The sequence below is a fragment of the Streptomyces sp. NPDC102441 genome, from assembly GCF_044765585.1.
In the GTDB taxonomy this organism is placed as follows: domain Bacteria; phylum Actinomycetota; class Actinomycetes; order Streptomycetales; family Streptomycetaceae; genus Streptomyces.
In genome coordinates, this window is the sequence record NZ_JBIWKH010000003.1 from 550,498 (window position 1) to 573,448 (window position 22,951).

General features: G+C 69.4%; 23 protein-coding genes. 10 read left to right on the forward strand and 13 right to left on the reverse strand.

Features of this window, described 5'->3' with window-relative positions:
- Positions 1-3 precede the first annotated feature (3 nt).
- The 5 genes from ACIREO_RS08730 to ACIREO_RS08750 all read right to left on the reverse strand — a co-directional run bounded on the left by ACIREO_RS08730 (position 4) and on the right by ACIREO_RS08750 (position 5,757).
- A complete protein-coding gene (locus tag ACIREO_RS08730) occupies positions 4-843 on the reverse strand; it encodes an MlaE family ABC transporter permease (protein ID WP_404106702.1) in 840 nt (279 codons plus the stop codon).
- Positions 840-1,826, reverse strand: coding sequence for an ABC transporter ATP-binding protein (locus ACIREO_RS08735; RefSeq protein WP_404106704.1), 987 nt, complete (start codon positions 1,824-1,826; stop codon positions 840-842). The genes ACIREO_RS08730 and ACIREO_RS08735 overlap by 4 nt, the downstream gene beginning before the upstream one ends.
- Before the next feature lie 700 nt (positions 1,827-2,526).
- Positions 2,527-3,477, reverse strand: coding sequence for a hypothetical protein (locus ACIREO_RS08740; RefSeq protein WP_404106706.1), 951 nt, complete (start codon positions 3,475-3,477; stop codon positions 2,527-2,529).
- 57 nt (positions 3,478-3,534) lie between these two features.
- A complete protein-coding gene (locus tag ACIREO_RS08745) occupies positions 3,535-5,028 on the reverse strand; it encodes a DUF6801 domain-containing protein (protein WP_404106707.1) in 1,494 nt (497 codons plus the stop codon).
- A 105-nt stretch (positions 5,029-5,133) separates the two neighbouring features.
- A complete protein-coding gene (locus tag ACIREO_RS08750) occupies positions 5,134-5,757 on the reverse strand; it encodes a hypothetical protein (protein WP_404106708.1) in 624 nt (207 codons plus the stop codon).
- A gap of 671 nt (positions 5,758-6,428) precedes the next feature.
- On the opposite strand from ACIREO_RS08750, the gene ACIREO_RS08755 reads away from it, so the two are divergent.
- The 4 genes from ACIREO_RS08755 to ACIREO_RS08770 all read left to right on the forward strand — a co-directional run bounded on the left by ACIREO_RS08755 (position 6,429) and on the right by ACIREO_RS08770 (position 9,874).
- On the forward strand, positions 6,429-7,643 hold the full coding sequence (locus tag ACIREO_RS08755) for a helix-turn-helix domain-containing protein (RefSeq protein WP_404106709.1): 1,215 nt from the start codon (positions 6,429-6,431) through the stop codon (positions 7,641-7,643).
- A gap of 197 nt (positions 7,644-7,840) precedes the next feature.
- Positions 7,841-8,104, forward strand: a complete 264-nt coding sequence (locus ACIREO_RS08760) for a hypothetical protein (RefSeq protein WP_404106710.1) — start codon at positions 7,841-7,843, stop codon at positions 8,102-8,104.
- A gap of 77 nt (positions 8,105-8,181) precedes the next feature.
- Positions 8,182-8,655, forward strand: a complete 474-nt coding sequence (locus ACIREO_RS08765; protein WP_404106712.1) for an SCP2 sterol-binding domain-containing protein — start codon at positions 8,182-8,184, stop codon at positions 8,653-8,655.
- A 4-nt stretch (positions 8,656-8,659) separates the two neighbouring features.
- Entirely contained in the window at positions 8,660-9,874 is a 1,215-nt protein-coding gene (locus ACIREO_RS08770) for an acyl-CoA dehydrogenase family protein (RefSeq protein WP_404106714.1), read from the forward strand.
- Positions 9,875-9,927: 53 nt separating this feature from the next.
- On the opposite strand, the gene ACIREO_RS08775 is transcribed toward ACIREO_RS08770, so the two are convergent.
- Positions 9,928-10,893 carry an aldo/keto reductase gene (locus ACIREO_RS08775; RefSeq protein WP_404106715.1) on the reverse strand — a complete coding sequence of 322 codons (966 nt, stop codon included), beginning with the start codon at positions 10,891-10,893 and terminating at the stop codon, positions 9,928-9,930.
- 280 nt (positions 10,894-11,173) lie between these two features.
- Here ACIREO_RS08775 and ACIREO_RS08780 point away from each other — a divergent pair, with 280 nt between their 5' ends.
- On the forward strand, positions 11,174-11,347 hold the full coding sequence (locus ACIREO_RS08780) for a hypothetical protein (RefSeq protein WP_404106717.1): 174 nt from the start codon (positions 11,174-11,176) through the stop codon (positions 11,345-11,347).
- A 171-nt stretch (positions 11,348-11,518) separates the two neighbouring features.
- The gene (locus ACIREO_RS08785) at positions 11,519-12,019 is read left to right on the forward strand and encodes a hypothetical protein (RefSeq protein WP_404106719.1); all 501 of its coding nucleotides are present in this window, start codon (positions 11,519-11,521) and stop codon (positions 12,017-12,019) included.
- A gap of 7 nt (positions 12,020-12,026) precedes the next feature.
- On the opposite strand, the gene ACIREO_RS08790 is transcribed toward ACIREO_RS08785, so the two are convergent.
- Positions 12,027-13,253, reverse strand: a complete 1,227-nt coding sequence (locus ACIREO_RS08790; RefSeq protein WP_404106721.1) for a cytochrome P450 — start codon at positions 13,251-13,253, stop codon at positions 12,027-12,029.
- A gap of 106 nt (positions 13,254-13,359) precedes the next feature.
- On the opposite strand from ACIREO_RS08790, the gene ACIREO_RS08795 reads away from it, so the two are divergent.
- On the forward strand, positions 13,360-14,196 hold the full coding sequence (locus ACIREO_RS08795) for a hypothetical protein (RefSeq protein WP_404106723.1): 837 nt from the start codon (positions 13,360-13,362) through the stop codon (positions 14,194-14,196).
- A gap of 54 nt (positions 14,197-14,250) precedes the next feature.
- The gene (locus ACIREO_RS08800; RefSeq protein ID WP_404106724.1) at positions 14,251-16,323 is read left to right on the forward strand and encodes an MDR family MFS transporter; all 2,073 of its coding nucleotides are present in this window, start codon (positions 14,251-14,253) and stop codon (positions 16,321-16,323) included.
- Between the two features lie 30 nt (positions 16,324-16,353).
- On the opposite strand, the gene ACIREO_RS08805 is transcribed toward ACIREO_RS08800, so the two are convergent.
- From ACIREO_RS08805 to ACIREO_RS08820, 4 genes are all read right to left on the reverse strand, one after another.
- Positions 16,354-16,803 (reverse strand): YchJ family protein, encoded by a 450-nt coding sequence (locus ACIREO_RS08805; RefSeq protein WP_404106725.1) that lies wholly within the window; start codon positions 16,801-16,803, stop codon positions 16,354-16,356.
- Between the two features lie 66 nt (positions 16,804-16,869).
- Entirely contained in the window at positions 16,870-17,679 is an 810-nt protein-coding gene (locus tag ACIREO_RS08810; RefSeq protein ID WP_404106727.1) for an SAM-dependent methyltransferase, read from the reverse strand.
- A gap of 64 nt (positions 17,680-17,743) precedes the next feature.
- Positions 17,744-17,980: a DUF397 domain-containing protein gene (locus tag ACIREO_RS08815; RefSeq protein WP_014152862.1), complete on the reverse strand. Its 237-nt coding sequence runs from the start codon at positions 17,978-17,980 to the stop codon at positions 17,744-17,746.
- Complete coding sequence (locus tag ACIREO_RS08820; RefSeq protein WP_104783568.1) at positions 17,980-18,840, reverse strand: helix-turn-helix transcriptional regulator; 861 nt, start codon at positions 18,838-18,840, stop codon at positions 17,980-17,982. The genes ACIREO_RS08815 and ACIREO_RS08820 overlap by 1 nt, the downstream gene beginning before the upstream one ends.
- Before the next feature lie 206 nt (positions 18,841-19,046).
- On the opposite strand from ACIREO_RS08820, the gene ACIREO_RS08825 reads away from it, so the two are divergent.
- Positions 19,047-19,505, forward strand: coding sequence for an ATP-binding protein (locus ACIREO_RS08825; RefSeq protein WP_404106729.1), 459 nt, complete (start codon positions 19,047-19,049; stop codon positions 19,503-19,505).
- Positions 19,499-19,939, forward strand: coding sequence for a hypothetical protein (locus ACIREO_RS08830; RefSeq protein ID WP_404106731.1), 441 nt, complete (start codon positions 19,499-19,501; stop codon positions 19,937-19,939). Before ACIREO_RS08825 ends, ACIREO_RS08830 begins: the two co-directional genes overlap by 7 nt.
- Before the next feature lie 46 nt (positions 19,940-19,985).
- On the opposite strand, the gene ACIREO_RS08835 is transcribed toward ACIREO_RS08830, so the two are convergent.
- Both ACIREO_RS08835 and ACIREO_RS08840 read right to left on the reverse strand, forming a co-directional pair.
- Positions 19,986-21,332, reverse strand: coding sequence for a 6-phospho-beta-glucosidase (locus ACIREO_RS08835; protein ID WP_404106732.1), 1,347 nt, complete (start codon positions 21,330-21,332; stop codon positions 19,986-19,988).
- A gap of 83 nt (positions 21,333-21,415) precedes the next feature.
- Positions 21,416-22,939 carry a cytochrome P450 gene (locus ACIREO_RS08840; RefSeq protein ID WP_404106734.1) on the reverse strand — a complete coding sequence of 508 codons (1,524 nt, stop codon included), beginning with the start codon at positions 22,937-22,939 and terminating at the stop codon, positions 21,416-21,418.
- Between the last annotated feature and the right edge of the window lie 12 nt (positions 22,940-22,951).

The following is a 22,951-nucleotide window of genomic DNA, read 5'->3' on the forward strand; positions in this document are numbered from 1 at the left end:
CGGTCAGCCCCCCTTCGGGGGGACGATCTGGAGATAGACCGCGGTGAGGACCATGTTCACGGCGAACAGCAGCATGAAGGTGATGACGACGGACTGGTTGACCGCGTCGCCGACGCCCTTGGGCCCGCCGCGCGGGTTGAGGCCCCGGTAGGCGGCGACTATGCCCGCGATGAACCCGAAGATCAGCGCCTTGAGCTCACCGACGTAGAGGTCCGGCAGCTGGGCGAGGGCGGAGAAGCTGGCGAGGTAGGCGCCCGGTGTGCCGTCCTGCATGATCACGTTGAAGAAGTAGCCGCCGAGCGTGCCGACCACGGACACGAGACCGTTGAGCAGGACGGCGACGAACATGGTGGCCAGCACACGGGGGACGACGAGCCGCTGGATGGGCGAGATACCCATGACCTCCATGGCGTCGAGCTCCTCGCGGATCTTGCGGGAGCCGAGGTCGGCGCAGATGGCGGAGCCTGCCGCCCCGGCGATCAGCAGCGCCACGATGAGCGGGCTGGCCTGCTGGATGACCGCGAGGACGCTGGCACCGCCGGTGAAGGACTGGGCGCCGAGCTGTTCGGTGAGGGAGCCGACCTGGAGCGCGATGACCGCGCCGAAGGGGATGGACACAAGGGCCGCGGGCAGGATGGTGACGCTGGCGACGAACCAGAACTGTTCGATGAGCTCCCGCACCTGGAACGGGCGGCGGAAGATGGCCCGGGCGACGGCCAGCGCGAGGGCGAACAGCTGACCGGTCTGGCGCAGCGGGGCCAGGAGCCGCGAGGGCGGTCTCCGCCGAGGTGCCCTCTCCCCCGCCTTCGCGGCGGCCGGCCGCACTGGCAGCGGTGCCGTCATCGGCGCCCACCGTCCAAGGTCGGCGTGTAGCTGTTCACGATCGCCGTGCGGGCGGCCTCCGGCAGCCGGCCCATCATGGAGATGACCCGCTCCCGGCGGCGCAGGGCGGCCTGACGTACGGGCATTCCGGGTGAGGGATCCAGCTGCGGAGGGAGGGAGTCCGGGGCGGTGTAGACGTAACCGTCTCCGTTCGTCTGCTCGGCTGCGAGGGTCGCCGCGTCCTTCTCCTCCGACATGCCGATGGGACCTTCGCGGCGCCCGGAGAGGAACTGCGCGATCACGGGCGTGTCACTGGTCAGCAGCACCTCGCGCGGCCCGAAGGTCACGAGGTTGCGGCAGAAGAGCATGCCCATGTTGTCGGGGACCGTGGCCGCGATGTCGAGGTTGTGGGTGACGATGAGCATGGTGGCGTCGCTCTGCGCGTTGAGATCGATGAGCAGCTGCGAGATGAAGGCTGTGCGCACGGGGTCGAGTCCGGAGTCGGGTTCGTCGCAGAGGATGATCTGCGGATCCAGGACGAGGGCGCGGGCGAGTCCGGCTCGCTTGCGCATCCCGCCGGATATCTCTCCGGGCAGTTTTCCCTCGGCGCCGAGCAGGCCGACGGTGTCGATGCGCTCCATGACGATGCGGCGGATCTCGGACTCCTTCTTGCGGGTGTGTTCACGCAAAGGGAAGGCGATGTTGTCGAAGAGCGACATGGACCCGAAGAGCGCGCCGTCCTGGAACATGAGACCGAAGAGCTTGCGGGTCTCCATGATTTCCCGCTCCGGGCTGTTGACCATGTCGACGCCGTTGATGAGGACGCGGCCCTCTTCCGGCTTCAGCAGTCCGATGATGGATTTCAGGAAGACGGTCTTTCCGGTGCCGGAGGGACCGAGCATCACACTCACCTCACCGGCCGGCAGCGTAAGGCTGACGTCCTGCCAGATGTTCTGTTTGCCGAAGGACTTCGTCAGGCCCTCGACGACTACTTCGATTCCCATCGGCCCTCCTTCGAAGTGGTGGTGAACGACGTCATCTGTCAGCGCTCCGGCTCCGGTGATTCCAACAACGGCTCGTCACACATGCACCAGGAGGCGCACGTTATGTCCGCCGAAACCGCCTGGACAAGCCGTTGAACAGCGGAAATCGCCGGACATCGATCTCTGGTCGGATCACTTGTCACCGAATGACAAACCCGCTCACCGGTCTTGTCGGATTCTGCGCAAGCGCTCCTGGCGCACCGGTGCCCCGCGGCCCCAGGGGGGCCGGAGCCGCGGGACACCGACTGTGGGAGGCTCCGTCCGGCGGGAGGGTTTCGGTACCGGAGGAACTCCCGGAGGAATCCCGGGCCGAGAGGGCGCGACCAGGACTCCACGTACGTCGAACGAGCAGGTACGGACGCGTTTCCGAGCCGCTCACGCCGGACGTTACGGGCGAGTAACCTCACTCCGCAATAGCGCTTCATCAATTTTCTGCGAGGTAATTCAACGGCCCCTATTTCTTGTGACCCGATGAGCATTCGGCATATGAAACCTATCGAGAAGTGAGGAATTCCGGGCGGGCCCGGAGGGGCCACGGAACGCCTCCCGGGCATGGCGAAGCCCACCCCGACCAGGGTTCATTCGGCCGGGGTGGGCTTCGGGCCGGCAGGCGTCGGATACGCAACGAGTGACAAGGCGCGGGACAGCCCTCCGGGCCTCTCTAGTTCGCCGCGGAGTGCCAGTACTGCGAGAGCACCTTGCCCGCGTTCGGCAGGACGAGGCCGGGCGCGGTCAGTCCGCCGCTGTATGTCGAGGCGTTGTTCAGCACCAGGTTGTTGTTCCCGGCGGCCGACGGCAGCCCCGTCTTGAGGTTCACGGCCCAGCTCAGGCTGCCGCCCAGGCCGCAGCCGGTGGCCTTGGGCACGGCGAAGGTGCTGTCGCCCTGGTCGTTCCCGGTGAGGGCGAACCTGAGCATGGCGCCGGCGGTGTCGCGCGTGCCGTCCGCGTCGAAGCGCTGCACGGCGACGGCGGGCGCGGTGGTGTTCTGCGGTCGCAGGATCACCGGGTCGCTCGCCGATCCGATGTAGCACTTGGAGCCGAGGAGCGGGTTCTCCAGGCGGATCCGGATCGGCAGCTTCACGATCGGCTTACCGGTGACGAGTCCCGAGGTCAGGTTGAACTCGGTGGGTGTACCGGCCGATTCCACCGTGGCCGTCACCTTGTTCAGCGAGCCGTTGGTGATGCTGTCGCACAGGTCGCTGATCACCGGGATGTCGTTCTCGGGGCACATCAGGCCCAGGAGCCCACCGGGGATCTCGGTCGGGGCGCCGATCAGGGCGCCGCCGGCCGGCGGGACGACGGTGAAGGCACCGGTGGCGGTGTCCTGGATGACACCGAACTGCATGTCGTTGACCCCGGTCGTGGCCTCCGTGCTGCCCAGCTTGATCGAGCCGCTGGGCGACACCGAGGACACACAGGTCGCGACCAGGTCCTCGCCGTCCGCCGCGAGCATGGCCGGATCGTCCACGGGACACCGCGAGAAGGGGGCCCAGTCACCGTTGAGGTCCGCCTGGGCGGTCGCTGCGGAGGCGGGGCTGGTGCTGAGGGGGACGGCGACCATGGCGGCGGCCACGGCCAGGACTGCGTACCGTCTCTTCGGGACAGCTCTCATTACTTCCTCAATTCCTGTCCGACACTGAGGGACTGGTGTGGTGCCCGACGGGTTGATTCAGCGTTCTGCCGTCGGAATGTTCACGGGCTCGTTGCTGGATGTGCATTTGATCTTCGGCCTGGGGGGAAGCTCACGCTCAGGGACACACACTGCTCCCTGCATCTGCTTCACGTACCCGGGCTCCCCGGAGATGGAAGCGGTGAAGAGGTCATCGAGATCTTCGGCGACACCACACCCGCTGAACGGAGGAAGCGTCACCTTCCCTGTGAGGGGGCCTCCGGTCGTGAGCTGATATCCGGAGAATCCCGTTGCCGTCTGGACCACTTCACCGCGCATGACGAGCGGAAAGTACTCGGCCGAACGACAGTCGGGCCCGACGTCCAACGGAACACCGTTCACCTTCACGTCGTAGAGACGGAGACTGAACTCCATGGAGATTTCCGTGTACCCGGACTGCGGGGGAGGCGAGAGCACCAGATCGGAATAGATGTTCATTTCCGGCAACCCGCCCTCGCCCGTCGGAGGCACCTTCTGCGTCATTTCCATTTTCGCGGTCGTGGGCATGAATCCGAAGGTCAGGAATGTCGCGGTGGACGGTGGGAGCTGCGGACGTCCCTTGTAGTCGACCACGACGCTCGAGTTCTGGTACAGGTGAAAACGCCCGTCGTCGCCCAGCCCCGTCCGCTGCGGGCCTTGAGTGATCTGTGCGCAGGCGACCGGGAACTTCGATGCGCCGTTGAGCTTGGCGACGTTCGCGTAGCCCGTGATGTAGGCGACCATGCTGCTGTTCCTGGTGGGGTCACCCGCACAGGCCGGTGCCTCGTCAGCCGTAGGCGCCTCGGCTTCCGGCTCGATCAGGGGTGCCGCCTCGTCACGCGTCTCCCCACCGGCCCCGGTCTCCTCGGCCGTCTCCGACGGCCATGGCACGGTCTCCGCCACGCCGTCCTTGATGTCCACCGATCCCAGCTTCAGGTCCTGGTCGTCCTCCGGAGTGCAGACCAGCTCGGAAGCGGCCGGCCCGGCCGGACTCCCGTCCTCCTTCGTCGCGTTCAGCACCGCGGTCAGCTTCGACGCGGTGAAGGTCAGCTCGCCGGAGGCGGAAGCGGTGACCGAGGGGACGTCACCGGAGACGGCGAGCACGAGATCCCCCGTTCCCGGGAGGGGCACCGCCTCTTCGGCCCGGCCGACCCACACGGCTTCGGCGGAGTGACCGTCCTGCGCCACGTCGACCGTCAGCCGGGTCTCCGCCTCGACAGCTGCGGCACCCGAGTCGGCCAGGCCGGCCAGGGACGCCTCGGGCAAGGTCAGTTCGGTGTCCACGGACCCGAGCTGCAGCGCCTCGGCCGTGCTGCCCTCCTCCGGCAGCGTGGCCGATATCCGCGCCTTCACCGGCTGCGCTCCTGAAGGGAAGTCACAGGTGTAGCCGAGCTCGACGTCGAGGTCCCGGCCGCCGACGGACGCCTGCGCTCCGGGGACCATGCCGGCCACGAGAACCGCGGCCAGCACGGCTCCGCCCCGTGCGGTCGCCCGCCCGCGTATCCGTCTCGGCATGCCGCGCGTCATCATCCTCCGCAGTTCCCTTCCGTTGAGCGTGCGGGCCGTGTGGTGGGTGGCCCCACCGCACGGCCCGCACGGACGCCAGCCGCCCCGGTCAGGTCAGCTGCCGACGATGCTGTCCACACCGTCCACGGCGTAGTCACCGGTGAACGACGGGTTCATGCCGTCCGAGATGAGGCCCGCGCATCCCGATGTCGCACCGGAGACGATCAGCAGGTGGTCGCCACCCGCCTCCACCGACAGCACATCGCTGTCGTTGGTGTAGGTCGCGTTGACCTCGCCACTCACCGTGAAGGTGCAGGAGAGCACGGTGACCTCAGCGCTGATGCTGTCGATGTAGCCGGAGGTCACGCCCGTCGCGGCGTCGTAGTCCACCGCCTGGATCTGCCACGGCGAACTGGTGTCCGTGACGGGTTCCACGGGGCCGAGGATGCTGGTGCAGGGTGCGGCCGAGGTACCGAAGTACGCTCCGGAGATGTCGGCGACGTGACCCGGGTTGCCCGTCGCGCTGAACCCGGTGCCGCTGGCACCGGCCTCCGGACAGGTCATCGGGATGCCCCCGGCCTCCAGGACCGTGTTGGTCGACACGGCCGTGAACGGCGCGGGGTCGGGCGACACCGTCCAGGTGGTGGCCGGGACGGCCATGGCCTGGGTGGTGCCGAGGACGATGGCGGCGGATGCCACGCCCGTCGTGATGGCGATCTTCCTGAGGGTGTTGCGCACAGTGAGTTCCTCCGATTCGACAATGCGGGTGCACTGTTGCGGGGATTCGCACGACGAATCCTGCATAGACGCAGGGAGCGCGGCGATGAACCGAGTTGTGTGGGGGCAGTACTGCCGATCCAGCCACACACGTTCTGTGACAGGGCGTGACGTTACTTGCGGGAAACTTGGAGCACAATCCCGCCGTCGAAATTGCCGCCGGGCATTCTCTTTCCTCGTCCGCCGGTCACTAATCGGCCCACCGCACTTGTCACTTGGTGCGCAATATTCGCCGCCACGGGTCAGGTCGCCGATGTGATCTTCACCCCGCCGGCCACGGCCTCACGGGCATACGGAGCACCGCATTCCCCCCGTCGGACGGTCCCGGTGCGGTCCGGGCCGGCCGGCCGATGGCCACAAGCGGGTGTTACCCAGGGTTATTTTCTTGTCCCCGGGAGAGCAGGCGTCCGAAAATATTGTCCGGAAGTGAGCAATGCCGCCCCCACCTGCACCGAAGGGCCACAATGAGAGCCAGATGTGTGCCCCTTGCACGTCGATCTCGTCCAAGTGGTGGGCACACCCACCGACTTGGTCTACCTTCGTCGCCGAAGTTGGTATACACCAGTCGGCCCGTGGGAGCGCTTCCCCCATTGCCCCACCCACACCGGGCGCCGGAGAGCAAGGGGACAGTCATGCCGAGACTCATTCAGCCGTTGGACACCGGCGATCCGCTGGGTCCCCTTCCTCAGGAATTCGCCGCGATCATGCGGCCCGAACTGCCCAGCCTGATCAAAGAGATCGGTATGGAAGTCACACGCGCCTATCCCGAATACGCGCAGCTGCTGAACGGGCCCAACGGCCAGACCATCCGGGTCGGCGTGGAACAGAGCCTGTCCTCCTTCGTCGACCTGGTCGCCGAACCCTCCTCCTCCACGACGCTCCGCGACGACATGTGCCGAAGATTCGGGCGGTTCGAGGCCTACGAGGGCCGCAGCATGGACACGCTCCAGGGCGCCTACCGGCTCGGCGCGCGCATCGCCCTGCGCCGGGCGAAGAAGGTGGGCCGGAGCTACAACTTCTCGCCGACCCTGATGCTCAGCTTCGCCGACGCACTGTTCGCCTACGTCGACGAGTTGGAGTCGTTGTCCCGCGAGGGCTTCTCGGAGGTGCTCGCCCAGTCCGGCCAGCAGGGCGAGGCCATGCGCCGCCGGCTCCTCCATCTGATCCTGACCGGCCGCCCGGTACCACGGACCGCCATCTCCGAGCTGTGCGAGCAGACCGGCTGGCCACTGCCCGAGCAGGTGACGCTGATCGCCGTACGCTCCCCCGCCGGCGTCGACCCCGCCGACCTCGCCCGGGACGTACTGGCCGATCTCGGCGACCCGCAGCCGCACCTGCTGGTTCCGGGGCCGCTGGACGACGCGCGACAGCAGATGCTCGAACGCGCCCTGGCCGGCACCCGCGCCGCGATCGGGCTGACCGTGCCGACGGCCTTCGCGTCCGACTCGATCCGGTGGGCCCGCCGGGTCGTCGAGCTCATCGACTCGGGCATCATCGACGACACACCGATCGTCCGGTGCGAGGACCACCTCATCACCCTGTGGCTCCTCTCCGACCCCGCCCTCCTCGACCAGCTCGCCGTTCGCGAACTGGCCGCCGTGTCCGGCATCAGCACCACACGGCGCGAGCGGCTGATCGAGACGCTGCGCATCTGGCTCGACACCCGCGGCACCGCCGCACAGATGGGCGAACTGCTGGATGTCCACCCCCAGACGGTCCGTTACCGGATGCGCAGCCTGGAGGCCATCTTCGGCGAGCAGCTCACCGACCCCGAGAGCCGCTTCTCGACCGAGGCCGTCCTGCGCGCCACACAGCTCCGGGCCCGCAGCGGCCAGTCACTCGCCTGATTCCGCATCACAGACCTGGCGCGACGTCAACTTACTTCCAGGTAAGGCAAAATAGGCGGTCAGTCCCAAACGGTTGCGACACGGAGACGTTCTCAACGAGAAACCCGGAACTGCGTCCCGTTACATAGGGAGGAGCGGCGGCCCACCGGCCACCGCGGAGAAACACCTCCTGGCCGACCATCCGAGAGGGCCCACCCATGACCGCTTCGCACCTCCTCGTCCCCGTTCCGATCCCGGACCGGGTCGCCGCGCTGATCGGGTCCTGCACTCCGCCGCACATCCTTCAGGCCGAGTTCGACGCCGACTGCGCCGCCCGCGAGGTGCGCAGGTTCCGGGGGCCGAGGCTCGGCATCGAGGACCAGGCCGACCGCGAGCAGGCGCTTTCCGAGCTCGCGTGGGCCAACAAGGTGCTGTCCGCCCACTACCCACACCTCGCGGTGCACCCCGACGGCACCTGGTGACGCCCGCTTGCTTGCGCGGCGGCGGCGCCCGCCTTACCTTACTCAGAAGTAAGTTTACTCTGGAGTAAGGATTTGGCGTGGCCGACAACAGCAGCGGCAACCTCACCGACGAACTGTCCGGGCTCGACTTCGCGGCCGTCTCCCCGGAGGAGTTCGCGCGGATCGTCAAGGGCCTGTCCGCCAAGCAGCTCGGCGAGGTGATGCACGGCGATCTGCGCGCCCGGGTGCTGGGCGAGGTCTTCGGCCGGATGCGGCAGCAGTTCCGCCCGGAAGCGGCCGGCGGGCTGAAGGCCCTGATCCGCTGGAAGATCACCGGCGAGAGCGACGAGGTCTACGAGACCTCCATAGCCGACGGCACCTGCACGGTGAGCGCCGGCCGCTCCGACGCGGAGCCCCGTACGACGCTGTTGATGGGCGACGCCGAATTCCTCAAGCTGGTCTCCGGCAACGGCAATCCCGTGACGATGTTCATGATGCGCAAGCTGAAGATCGCCGGCGATGTCGGCCTGGCCTCGGGACTGACCCGCTACTTCGACATCCCGAAGGCCTGAGCCCATGAGCTACTTCTCCCTCGCCCTGACCGAGGAACAGCAGGACCTGCGCAACTGGGTGCACGGCTTCGCCGCCCAGGTGGTGCGCCCCGCGGCGGCCGAATGGGACGAACGCGAAGAGACCCCGTGGCCGGTCATCCAGGAAGCCGCCAAGATCGGTCTGTACGGGTTCGAGTCCCTCGCCGACATGTACGGGGACCCGAGCGGACTCTCCCTCCAGATCGCCAACGAGGAGCTCTTCTGGGGCGACGCCGGGATCGGCATGGCGCTGTTCGGCACCTCGCTCGCGGTCGCCGGGATCTTCGCCTCCGGCACGCCCGACCAGCTCGCCGAGTGGGTCCCGCAGTGTTACGGCGACGAGGAAGACCCGAAGGTGGCCGCCTTCTGCGTCTCCGAGCCCCAGGCCGGTTCCGACGTCTCCGCGATGGCCACGAAGGCCCGTTACGACGAGGCCAGGGACGAGTGGGTGCTCTCCGGCCAGAAGGCGTGGATCACGAACGGCGGGATCGCCGAGATCCATGTGGTGGTCGCCTCGGTCGACTCCTCGCTCGGCGCCCGCGGCCAGGCCGCGTTCATCGTGCCGCCAGGCACGAAGGGCCTGGCCGCGAGCCGCACCATCAAGAAGCTCGGCCTGCGCGCCTCACACACCGCGGACGTCTTCCTCGACGACGTACGCGTCCCCGGGCACTGCCTGCTCGGCGGAAAGGAGAAGCTGGACGCCCGCCTCGCCCGCGCCCGCGAGGGCGGCGCCGCCAAGGGGCAGGCGGCGATGGCCACGTTCGAGGTCAGCCGCCCCACCGTGGGCGCGCAGGCACTGGGGATCGCACGGGCCGCGTACGAGTACGCCCTGGAGTACGCCGGTGAACGCGAGGCCTTCGGCCGCCCGATCATCGAGAACCAGTCGATCGCGTTCGCCCTCGCCGACATCCGTACGGAGATCGAGGCCGTACGCCTGCTGATCTGGCAGGCGGCCTGGATGGCCCGCAACGACCGGACCTTCGACGCAGGCCAGGGCTCCATGTCCAAGCTCCGCGCGGGCGAACTCGCCGTCTCCGCGACGGAGAAGGCGGTCCAGATCCTCGGCGGCGCCGGGTACAGCAGGGAACACCCGGTGGAGCGGATGTACCGCGACGCCAAGATCTACACGATCTTCGAGGGAACGAGCGAGATCCAGCGCCTGGTCATCTCCCGGGCCATTTCGGGACGCCACATCCGCTGACCCTCACCGCGGACGTCCCGGGGACTTCGGACACTGCCGAAGCAGGGCGGCCGTCAGGCCTCGTCGAGGCGCCTCCGCTGCTCGGGTTCCAGACGCAGGTCCACAGCGGCAAGGAGCTCGTCGAGTTGCTCGACGGAACTGACGCCCACAATGGGAAGCACGGGAGGGGTGCCGTGCAGCAGCCAGGCCAGCACCACCTGGCTGGGCGTGGCACCCAGTTCGGACGCCACCTTGCGCAGCACCGCCAGCCGGGGTCCGGTGCCCGGGTGGTCGTAGGCCGCCGGCAGGGGTTTGTCATCGCGGGCATAGGCGCCGGACAGGAGGGTGGAGTAAGCCATGAGTGTCAGATCCGGCTCGCTGCCCACGTAATCCAGCATTTCCGGCGTCACATGGACGTGGCCCGCTTCGGGCAGGGCGACGTCGAACCGCGGCTGGAGGTAGGAATACCGCTGCTGCACACAGCTGTAGCTCGCCCAGCCGTTCCCCTGGGCTGCGGCGCGGGCCTGCGCAACGCGCCAGGCCGGGTGGTTGGATGCGCCCAGCACGCCCACATCGCCCCCGGAGACCAGCGCGTTCAAGGCACCGAGGGTCTCCTCCAGCGGGACGGTCCGGTCCTCGACGTGCGACCAATACAGGTCGATACGGTCCGTGCCCAGTCGGCGCAGGCTCTCCTGCGCCGCCTTGCGCACCACGGGCGCGGACAGACCCTCGGCTGTCTCCAGACCGGTCCCGGGGACAGTGGGGCGCCCGCCGAACTTGGTGGAAATCACCACTTCCTCGCGGAGGTTCCGGGCGGCCAGCCACCGGCCGACCGTGGTCTCGCTCTCGTCCCCCGTGCTCCCCGGAAGCCAGAAGACGTAGTTGTCGGCGGTGTCGATGAAGTTCCCTCCCGCCTCGACGAAACGGTCGAGAACGGCAAAGGACGTGCGCTCGTCCACGGTGCTGCCGAAGGGCAAGGCCCCTAGGCAGAGTGCGCTGACCTCAGGTCCATCCGGACCTCCGATGCGGCGTCGCAGCATATCGATTCTCCTTCGGGTCATGCGGGGCACGTGGCCTGCGGGGTCATGCGGGGCACGTGGCCTGCGGACGACTGCACTGACGAACCTAGGCGCCGATCGGTACGGAGTCCCAGTCCGATTGCACGCCTGAGTTCCAGACCAATCGCTGTCCTTGTGGTCGACGCCCGGCGCCTTCCCTCGCGGACCTCATCCCTGCCACCTGCCGGACCCACGCGCCCTCTGCCGCCTTGCTCCGCTCCCGGGCGAAGCTGTTTCCGGCCGGTACCCGTAGAATCGTCCTATGCCTGCATCGCCTGCCGAGCCTGCGCCTGTCCGCTCGCTCACCGAGCTGAACGCGGCGATCCGTGCGCTGGTACACGGTGGTCTGGGCTCGCCCGACGCACGCCGGAAGTACGAGCGGCTCCTCGTCGAATGGGCGGTCGCGGTGCAGACGGACGTGAGTGACGCGGCATAGAGGGCAGCCGGAGACGTCGTACGACGGCCGCGAGTCCGGCGCAGAAGGCTCCATAGGTCCTGAAGCGCTCGCTCAACTGCGCTAATCTCGGCATGAGTTGCCCTTTCCCCCGCCATCGGCCGCTACGCCGCCGGAGCGACCCGTGGCGCAATGCCCGCTGACGGAGGTCTCATGCGCCTCGCATTCCTTGCCGCAACCGCGCTCACAGTCATGGCCCTGGGCACGGCCCCCGCGTCCGCGTCCGACGGGTGGGAGCCGGCCCCGACTCCCCCGTACGACCTTCCGGCCGGGGCCCGCTGCGATGTCCCGGTCCACACCGAGCCCGTGGTGGACGAGGTGGTGCAGCGGGTCCTGGCCAGACGGGCGGACGGCTCACCCTCCCGGATCGCCTACCGCGGTGACCTCGTCGTCCGCGTGACGAACACGGACACCGGCGCCTTCCACGACGCGGATGTCAGCGGCAGCGCCATCGTCGATCACCACGCGGACGGATCACAGAAGTGGCACGTGATCGGCCCCGTGCTGGCGGGCGTCGGCGAGAACGCCGGGAACCTGGCACGGGGCCTGTACGTCCTGGACGGGGTCTACACCATGGACATCAGCGCCACCGGCTACAAGTCGGTGCACCTGGTCCATGGGTCCGCCGACGACCTGTGCTCGCGGATCGGCTGAGCCCGGCTCAGGCGCCGGCCGGGGTGAACCTCACGGGGAGCGACGCCGGGCCCCGGGTGAAGACGCCCTCCTCGACCGGGCTGAAGCCGTCGGCGAGCCGGAGGTCCGGCATCGCGTCGAGCAGCAGGTTCACCCCGGTCTCGACCTCGGCCCTGGCCAGCAGCGCACCCACGCAGAAGTGCCGGCCCAGCGCGAACGCCAGGTGGTCGGCTGCCGCCGAGAACGCCGTGGTGCTGGTCAGGTCGTCACGGAAGAGGTCGAAGCTGTCCGGCTCCGTGTAGCGGGCCTCGTCCCGGTTGGCAGAGCCGATCAGACAGGTGACGGTGGCACCGGCCGGTACGGTGCCACCGGACAGCTCCACCTCCCCCGCCGCCTGGCGCATGATCATGTGGACCGGCGGGGTGTAGCGCAGCGTCTCGGCGAAGGCCCGGTCGATCAGGGACCGGTCCCGCTGTACGGCGGCGAGCTGCTCGGGGTGGGCCAGCAGATTGGCGAAGACCGAGGCGATGGCCTTGTCGGTCGTCTCCCCGCCGGCCGCGAGCAGCAGGCTGCAGAACGCCTTGATGTCCTCGTCGCTCATCCGTACGCCGTCGACCTCGGCGGCGCAGAGCGCGGAGAGCAGGTCGTCCCCCGGCTCCTCCCGGCGCCGCTGGATGACCGGGATCATGTACTCGGCGAACTCCTGACGCGTGCGCTCCCCCGCGGCCATGACCGCGGGGTCGCCCGCCAGGTTGCCGAGGAAGGCGATGACGTCGGTGTACCAGCCGTGGAAGCGCTGGTGGTCCTCCCGGTCCAGGCCCAGCATGTCGGCGATGACCAGGACGGGGAAGCGGGTCGCGAACGCCTCGACGAGGTCGGCCTCCCCGGTGTGCCGGAAGGCGTCGATCAGTTCGCGGGCATTGCGCTCGATGACGGGCAGGAACTTCTCCTGGAGGTCGGCGCCACGGAAGGCGGGGGCGACCAGGGCCCTGCGTACGGCGTGTTCCCTGCCGCTGAGCTGGAGGATCGTCCGGCCGTGGACGGGCTCCAGCTGCCAGTCGTAGTTCTCGGTGGTGAACTCCTGGGCCCGGTCCTTGAAGACGCGCTCGACGTCCTCGTAACGGGAGACGAGATAACTCCCCGTGGCCTCGTGGTGGATCAGCGGGGCGCTCTCGCGCATCGTCCGGTAGGCCCCGTAGGGATCGGCGGCGAAGGCGGGCGAGAGAATATCGGGCGGTGAGGACGCCTGGGACACGTGTGACTCCTGTGGGGCAGGGACCAGTTTGCTTCATGGGAGTGAACGGGCTGCTCCAGCAAGGCTATTGACCGCCGAACCGATATCGAACCCCCTGGGAGTATTCTTGATCGCCGCCTCCGAGACACCACGTCCGTCCGTCCTGTTCGTCACCGATCTCGCCTACGAGGCGCGCGGACGGCGCTACTGCGACGAGGACATCTTCCTGACCTCCCGGCTGCGTGAGGCCTTCGACGTCGCGCTCTGTCACCCCCGGGACGCGGCGGCGCTGATGGACGGGTTCGACGCGGTCGTCGTCCGCAACAGCGGTCCTGTCCTGCACTATCAGGAGGCGTACGACGCGTTCCGCACCAGGGTGCGGGAAACGGGCACGCGCGTGTACAACACGCTCGACGGGCGCGGGGACATGGCCGGCAAGCAGTATCTGGTCGATCTGAGCCGGGCCGGATTCCCGGTGATCCCGACCGTGGACCGTGCGGCCGATCTCGGGCTGCTCCCCCGGTCCGCCGGGTACGTGGTCAAGCCCAAGCTCGGCGCGGACTCGGTGGGGCTGCGGTTCACCGAGGAACCGGAGCTGCCCGAGGGCGCCGACGGCACTCTGCTCGTCCAGCCCCGGATCGACTTCCGGTACGAGGTGTCCTTCTACTTCGTCGACCACGACTTCCAGTACGCCCTGCACGCACCGCGTCCGGACAGGCGCTGGGTGCTCGAACCGTACGCGCCGAGCCCCGAGGACCTGGACTTCGCACGCCGCTTCGTCGAGTGGAACACCCTCACCCACGGCATCCAGCGGGTGGACGCCTGCCGGGCCCCGGAGGGCGGCCTGCTGCTCGTCGAGCTGGAGGACCTCAATCCGTATCTGTCGCTCGACCTGGTTCCCGAAGAGGCTCGCGAGGCGTTCGTGGCCCGCATGAGGGACTCCGTACGGGAGCTGCTGGCCTGACCCGTCCGGCCCGCCCCGCATGCGTGGGCCCGCGCCCGGTGTGAGGGTGCGTAGGTGACCACTGCCAGCGAGACCGCACCCGCCGCGCAGAGTGCCGCAGCGCCACCTGTCCTCGACCCCAGACGCCGGAACATCGTGTTCGCCACGATCGTGCTGGGGATTCTGCTCGCCGCGCTGGACCAGACGATCGTGGGGACGGCGCTCCCCACGATCGTCTCCGACCTCGGCGGCGCGGAGCACATGTCGTGGGTGGTGACGGCCTACCTGCTGGCCGAGACCGTGGCGACGGTGCTGGTCGGCAAGTTCGGCGACCTCTTCGGCCGGAAGCTGATCTTCCAGATCTCGGCCGTCATCTTCATCACCGGCTCGTTCCTGTGCGGCCTCGCGTCGAACATGCTGCTGCTGATCATCTGGCGGGGGCTGCAGGGCATCGGCGCGGGCGGGCTCATGGTGACCGCCATGGCACTGATCGCCGATGTCATCCCGCTGCGCGACCGAGGCAAGTACCAGGGGGCGATCGGTGCGGTCTTCGGCGTCGCCACCGTGGTCGGACCGCTGCTGGGCGGACTGTTCACCGACCATCTGACCTGGCGGTGGGCGTTCTACGTCAATGTGCCGATCGCGATCGTGGTGGTCATCGCCGCCGCCCGCAACATCCCTTCCGTGCGTGCGGCCGGACGCCCGGTCATCGACTATCTGGGCATCGCGCTGGTCGCCGTCGGCGCGAGCGCGCTGATCCTCGGCACGAGCTGGGGCGGCAACGAGTACGCCTGGGGCTCGCCGGTCATCATCGGTCTGTTCGTCGGCGGCCTCGTCGCCCTGGCGCTCTTCTGTCTCGTGGAGACGCGGGCGAAGGAGCCGATGCTGCCGATGCGGCTGTTCCGCAATCCGGTGTTCGCGGTGTGCTCCGTCCTGAGCTTCATCGTGGGCTTCGCCATGCTCGGCGCGATGATCTATCTGCCGACCTATCTGCAGTACGTCGACGGGGACTCGGCCACCCTGTCCGGGGTACGGACCCTGCCCCTGGTGGTGGGACTGCTGGCGGCATCGATCTTCAGTGGCAACGTGGTCAGCAGGACCGGCCACTACCGGCTGTTCCCCGTCGTCGGCTCGCTCGTGATGGCGGTGGGCCTCTACCTGCTGTCCCGGATGGGGCCGGGCAGCGGGATCTGGCTGGAGTCGCTGTACATGCTGGTGCTGGGCATCGGTATCGGTCTGTCGATGCAGGTGCTGACGATCGCCGTGCAGAACACGGTCGACTACTCGGACCTCGGGACCGCGACGTCCGGCGTGACGTTCTTCCGTACGCTCGGCAGCTCCTTCGGCACAGCGGTGTTCGGCACGATCTACGCCAACGCTCTGCGCCCGAATCTCACACAGGGCATCGAGCAGGCGGCTCGGGCGGGCGGTGATCCGGCCAAGCTGGCGCGGGTGGCGGAGAGCCCGAATGCCGTGCACGCCCTGCCCGCCGAACAGACCGCGCCCCTCGCCCAGGCGTACGCGGACACCCTGCACACGGTCTTCCTCTGGACGGTGCCGGTGGCACTGCTGGGGTTCGTCGTCTCGCTCTTCCTGAAACAGGTGAAGCTGCGCGACAGCGCCCGTGCGAGCTCGACCGACATGGGTGAGGGTTTCGCCCAGCCGAGCACCGGGGACGCGTCGAAGGTACTCGAATCCTCCGTGGCCAGGATCCTGCACCAGGCCGGTCCGGATACGGCCCGGCGGATCGTCGCGGAATCCGACACGAGGCTCGACATGGCGGGGGCCTGGGCAGTGATGCAGGTGGATCTCTTCACCAGGATGGTCGGCCACGCGGGGCTCAGGCTGATCGCCGCCCGGCACCGGATCCCACCGGAGGTGCTGGTGCCCGTCTTCGACCGGATGATCGAGGAGGGCTATCTCACCGGGGACGGTTGGCTCTTCACCCATACGGCGGCGGGCAGCCGTGAGGCGGCGACGATCTCGTCGGCCTGGGGCCGCTGGCTCAACGAACGGCTGGCCGAGGACGGCGCCCGGCCCGACGACCGCCAGCTGCGCGCCGCGGTCGACGTGATCGCCAAACGGCTGCTCGCCGAGGACCTGGAGCAGCAGCTGGCCCCGCCTGAGCGGGCGGCGGTCCCGGCCTGACCGGGCCGGTGCGCGGGCTTCTGCTCGCCTCTACTCGACGAAGACCGCCGACTCGTACACCCAGGCACCCTGCTCCCGGACGAAGCGGCTCTGCTCGTGGAGCGAGCCGGGCCCGCCGTCGTCGGTCCAGTGGGCGCGGAAGGTGACCGTACCGGTGGTGTGGAAGGCGCTGCCCTCCGTGGTCGCGAGGATCTCCAGCCCGGTCCAGCGCGTCGCCGGGTCGAAGTCGACGGCGGCCGGGCGGGTCGCGGGGTGCCACGTGCGCAGCAGATATCCGGCGTCCTGGACGGCGAAGGCCGCGTACCGCGAGCGCATCAGTGCCTCGCACGTAGGGGCCGTGCGGGTGCCCGCGTGCAGCCGGCCGCAGCAGTCCCCGTAGGCCGCCGCCAGGCCGCACGGGCACGGTGCCGCCGGGGTGATCCGCAGGGGGCCTGCCTGCGGAGCGGCAGGCCGGCGGGGGCGTGAGGTACGTCGTGACATGGGTCCATTGTGACCTGTGGGGCGGGGGCGCCCGGCCGGCGGTGCCGCCTCCCCCGCCCCGCGCGGTCAGCGCTTGCGTGCCACGCCCGCGTAGCCGGGGATCGGCTCGTGGCCGGGGACGTCGATGACCTCGCCGAGCCCCGGACGCCAGTCCGCCGACAGCGAGACGCCCGGCTTGACGAGTTCGAGGCCGTGGAAGAACGCGGTGACTTCGGCGCGCGAGCGGAGCCGCAGGGTCATCCCCCGCGCCTTGTACATGGCACGGGCCTCGGCCGCGCCCTCGGGATCGAAGTCACTCGTGGTGTGCGAGAGCACCAGATAGCTGCCGGAGGGCAGTCGCTCCACGAGGCGGTCGACGAGCTCGGCGGCCCCGTCCTCGTCGTCCACGAAGTGCAGCAGCGCGAGGAGGGAGAGCGCGATCGGCCGGTCGAAGTCGAGGATCTTGCCCGCCGCCTCCAGGATGGCGTCGGGCCGGCGGGCGTCTGCCTGGATGTACTCGGTGGTGCCCTCGGGGGTGGAGCGCAGCAGCGCCGCCGCGTGGGCGAGCACGATCGGGTCGTTGTCGCAGTAGACGACGCGTGCGTCCGGGGCGGTCCGCTGGGCGATCTGGTGGAGATTCGGCTCGGTGGGTATGCCCGAGCCGATGTCGAGGAACTGACGCACGCCGCTCTCCGCGAGCCAGCGGGTGGCACGGTGCATGAACGCGCGGTTGACGCGGGCCATGTCCCGGCCCCGGGCGTCCAGGGCGAGCAGCTCGTTGGCCATCTGTTCGTCGACCGGGTAGTTGTCCTTACCGCCGAGGAACCAGTCGTACATCCGTGCCGGATGCGGCTTGCTCGTGTCGATCTCGACGGCCTGCGGTTCCTGCCCGGTCATAACGCACTCCGTTGGTCGGGGACTTCGGCGAACAGCGTGTAATGCGACAGTAAACGGCTGCGTGTCAGGTGAGAAGGAAATCGGCCTGTCCGGACTTGGCGCCCTGGATGAAGGCGGCGATCTCGCCGTTGGAGTAGATGAGCGCGGGGCCGTCCGGGTCCGCCGACTGACGGACCGCCACCCTGCCGTCGGCCAGCTTCATGGCCTCGATGCAATTGCCCCCGTTACCACCGCTCCACGGCTTGTACCAGCCTTCGGTGCCGAGGTCGGCGGCCGGCATGCCGTTGTATATGTGGTTCATCACAGCTCCTTGCGGAAGTCCCTGAGGATTTCCTTCGTGCGTTGTGCAGTTGCGGCCTGAGCCGCCATTCGGTCCATGACCTCGAGGTAGGAGGCCACCTCCGGACGCGCGTCGAAGTACACGGCGCCCGTCAGGTACTCGCTGTAGACCATGTCGGGCAGTTCGGGGACCGCGAAGCGGAACAGGACGAACGGGCCGTACGTGCCGGGGTGGTGGCCGGTCGCGAACTCCGCTATCTGCAACGTCACATTGGGCAGATCGGTCGCCTCGAGCAGGCGGTCGACCTGGGCCCGCATGGCGTCGGGACTGCCGACGGGGCGGCGCAGGACGGTCTCGTCCATCACCACCCAGAGCTTCGGCGCCTCCGCCTTGGTGAGCAGCGACTGCCGCTCCATCCGCAGCGCCACATGGCGTTCGATGTCCGCCGGCCGGGTCTGGCCGACCGCACCCGTGCGCAGGACGGAGCGGGCGTAGTCCTCGGTCTGCAGCAGACCGGGGACGAAGTGCGGCTCGTACGTACGCAGGAGGCTCGCGGCGCCCTCCAGGCTGACGTACATGCTGAACCAGTCGGGCAGCACATCGTGGAAGCGCTGCCACCAGCCCGGCTTGTTGGCCTCTTCGGCGAGTTCGACGAAGGCGTCGGTCTCGTCGTCGGCGATCCCGTAGGCCTTGAGGAGGAGCTGGACGTACGGGATCTTCAGCCCGACCTCGGCGGTCTCCATCCTGCGTATCGTCCCGGGGGCGACTCGGAGCACCTTCGCCGCCTGGTCCCGGCTCAGGCCGACACGCTCCCGCAGATCCTGCAGGCGCTTTCCGAGAACGACCTGACCCACGGTCGGGGCGGACCGCGGTTCGCTCACTTCAGACCTCCCGATGCGCTGTGTGCGAGCAGTGTGCCATGCGCACGGCTCCAGGGACACAGTCACTCTGAATTTTTCAGAGTGCCCCTTGCCAAGTGTTCGCGTCAGGGGGAGAGTTGGTAACCGAACCAAGTTCGCGTGGTCGCGCCCGCTCCGTTCCGGGGCGGTGCGGTGCGTGACGCAGCCCCCACTGTGAGGAATCGGTCGTGGCACCTGGCAGTGCGCTCATCCCCCGGCTCATGGACCTCAGCCCCGGGGCGGAAGCGCTCCGTTACTGCTTCGCTCTGTCGGCGCACCCCGAGTCGGTGGCCGCCGCCCGGCGCCTCACGCGGGCCCGGCTGGCGGACTGGCGGCTGCCCGGGGACGCCCACGACGCGGCGGTGCTGATCGTCTCCGAGCTGGTGACCAACGCGGTGGTGCACACGGCGAGCGCCCGGGTCGTCTGCGAACTCCGATGCGACTACGACCGTTTGCGCATATCCGTACAGGACCAGGGGCATCAGCCCGGTGGCCCGCGGCTGTCCCTCACCGCCGAAGGGGAACACGGGCGCGGGCTGCTGCTGGTCGACTCCATGAGCACCGCCTGGGGGTCGCACGACGCGGGGAACCACTCGGGGCGCATCGTGTGGGCGGAACTGCCGTACGACCCGGAGCCGACATGCTGAAGAACGCCCTCTCCCAGTTGCTCGGCGCCGGTCGCGCCCGACCCACGGAGGAGGACGGCGCACCGGGCCGGGTCCGGCTTCCGCTGCCGCCCGCGCTGTCGGCGAGCCTCGGCTGCGACGCCGTGGGCGTGCCCGCGCGGTACGGATTCCGGTTGATGTCGCATCTGCCCCGTGCCGGGTGCGTGTTCGCCGACGCCGACCGGTGGTGGTGGATCGTCCCCTCGGGTTCGGACCTCGATCTGAACTGGCCGGAACAGGCGTCGTACGCCGCCGGTGGCTTCGTCCCCGCCGGGCGCCCCCGGCTGATCCACGCACCGGACAGCCGTACGCCCTATACGCCGCCCATTCCGCTTTTCCTCATGGTGTGCCAGGTCACCGGGGTCACCCCGTCCTGGGCGCCGTCCGGCCGGCCCAGGGCCGTACCCACTCCCTGATCGGACGCGCCAGGAGGCCGGGCCGTGGTGGCGGGCAGGCCCCCGCTCATGGCCGGCCGAGGTAGGCGAGCCCGGGGTGGACCTTCGTATAGCCGTCGACCAGCCGGCGAGCCACGGAGACGGAGTCGACCAGCGGGTGCAGGGCGAAGGCCCGCACGGCCGCGGCACGTGAGCCGGTCTCCGCCGCTTCGAGCACCGCGCGCTCCACGGCCTTGACGGCGGTGACCAGGCCGACCGCGTGGTACGGCAGCGGGTCGGCGGTCACGGGGTGGGCGCCGTTGGCGTCGACCAGACAGGGCACCTCGATGACGGCGTCGTCGTCGAGCACCGAGAGGGTGCCCCGGTTACGGACGTTCAGGATCAGGGAGGCCCGTTCGTTACGGGCGACGGCCCGCATCAGGGCGAGTGCCACCTGTTCGTAGCCCCCGGAGTCCAGGTCGCTCTCCTCACGCTCTCCGGCCCCGGCCACATCCCGGTTCTCCGCCATGTATGTGGCCTCGCGTTCGGCGCGCGTACGGTCCCAGGTGGCGAACGCCGGCGCGGCCGGGTCCTTCATCCGGGCGTAGAAGCCCTCCTGCTGGTCGCGGAGGAAGGCCCCGCGGGTCTGTTCGGCCTCCTGGTAGGCGCGGACCGCTTCCCGGTTGAAGTAGTAGTAGTGCAGGTACTCGTTGGGGACCGAGCCGAGGGAGCGCAGCCAGTCCGCGCCGAAGAGCCTGCCCTCCTCGAAGGAGCCGAGCAGCGCGGGATCGGCAAGCAGGCGCGGGAGTTCGTCGCGGCCGTCGACCTCGAGACCACGCACCCAGCCGAGGTGGTTGAGCCCGACGTAGTCGATCCGGGCCCGGTCCGGATCGGCGCCCAGGACCCGGGCGATCCGGCGGCCGAGCCCCACCGGGGAGTCGCAGATCCCGATGACCCGGTCGCCGAGGTGCCGGGACATGGCCTCGGTGACCAGGCCCGCCGGGTTGGTGAAGTTGATGACCCACGCGTCGGGGGCCAGCCGGGCGACACGCTGGGCGATGTCCGTGGCGACCGGAACGGTGCGCAGCCCGTAGGCGATCCCGCCGGCGCCGACCGTCTCCTGGCCCAGGACGCCTTCGTCGAGGGCGACGCGTTCGTCGGCCGCGCGGCCTTCGAGCCCACCGACGCGGATCGCGGAGAAGACGAAGTCCGCGCCGCGCAGGGCCTCGTCGAGGTCGTCGGTGGCCACGACGGCGGGCGCGTCCTGGACACCGGTCGCCTGTTCGGCGAGGACCCGCGCGACGGCGGTGAGCCGGTCCGGGTCCGTGTCGTACAGGGTCACCCGCGAGACGCGGCCTTCGGCGTGATCGCCGAGCAGTGCCCCGTACACGAGAGGGACCCGGAATCCGCCGCCGCCAAGAATTGTCAGCTTCACGCTGCTCGATGGTACGGGGCGAGCGGCCCGGTGCCCCGGACCCGGAGGCCCGGGGCGCCAGGGAACGGCGGACGGCGCCGGTCTCAGTGGCCGCTCCACCACCGTACGACGGCATGCCAGACCCTCGTGGGCCCGCTCCGCTGCGCCGGGATGGCGGCCCTCTCCGCGGGTGTCGCGTACGGCTCGGCGGTGTGGGATCCGGCCCGGGCCCGTACCGGAGGGGCGGCCACGGGGCCCCGTGGGATGGCGGGCGAGGACACCTCCCAGTCGGTGTGGGCGCGGGACCGGGCCACCGCCGGCAGCGGTTCGGCGTCGATCTCCTGCTGGAGGGTGGGCCCGAACGTCGCCGGCAGGTCCACCAGGTGCCGCGACATGAAGTTCCCGGCCCGGTCCAGCTTCTCCTCGTCGACGCCGAGTTCCAGGTCGGGCAGGCGCATCAGCAGGGCGTCGACCCCGACGTCGGCGATGGCGCGTCCGATGTCCTGTCCGGGGCACTCGTGAGGGCCGCTGCTGAAGGCCAGATGTGCACGGTTGCCCTCCATGCTGACCGTGAGGTCGGGCCGCACGGCGGGGTCGGTGTTGGCCGGCGCGATGCCGACGATCAGGGCGTCCCCCGCCTTGATCTGCTGCCCGCCGAGCTCGGTGTCGCCCACCGCCCAGCGGCCGAGGACCGAGGTGAACGGCGGCTCGTCCCACAGCGTCTGCTCGACCGCCTCGGGCACGGTCATGTGGCCGCCGCTGAGCCTGGCACGGAACCTGGGGTCCGTGAGGACCATGCGCAGAACGTTGGCGATCAGGTTGGTGGTCGTCTCGTAGGCGACGATCAGGACCACCCGCAGGTGTTCGCTGACCTCCTTGTCCGTGAGGCCGGCGGGGTGTTCGACCAGCCAGGTGGCGAAGTCCTCGGCGGGTACCTCCCGGCGGCGCTGGACCAGCCGGTCGAGTGCGCCGATGACGTAGGCGTTGCTCGCGACCGCGGTCTCCGAGCCCCGCGTCATGTCACGCGCGGCCTGCACCAGACGGTCGTTGTACTCCTCCGGCATGCCGATGATCGCGCACATCACCATCATCGGGAGCCGCTCGGCGAACTGGCTGACCAGCTCGGCCCGGCCTTCCCGGCAGAAGTCGTTGACGAGCCGGTTGCTGTACCGGTTGATGTGACGGCGCACGCCACGGGTGTCGATGCGCGCCATGCTGTCGGTGACCGCGCCGCGAAGCCGTTCGTGTTCGGCGCCTTCGGCGAAGGAGCACACGGGCTGCCAGGTGAAGAGCGGGGCGAGCGGGTGGTCGGGGGCCACACTGCCGTCCTGCAGGCCGCGCCACCGCCGCGAGTCGCGGGAGAACTGCGAGGGGGTGCGGGTCATGTGGAGGTTCTCGCTGTGTCCGAGCACCAGCCAGGCGGGAACGTCCTCGTGCAGCAGGACGGGCGCCACCGAGCCGTGTTCGGCGCGCAGCTTCTCGTACAGGCCCGCGGGGTCCGCCTCGGCCTCCGGGCCGTACAGCCGGCGCAGGCCGCCGGGCCCGATGCCCATGCCGTGTGCGGGGCACTGCGGGGGCGGCACCGGACCGGCGACCGATCCGGGTTCGTGCTGGAAGGGGGTTGTCACAGTGGCTCCAGG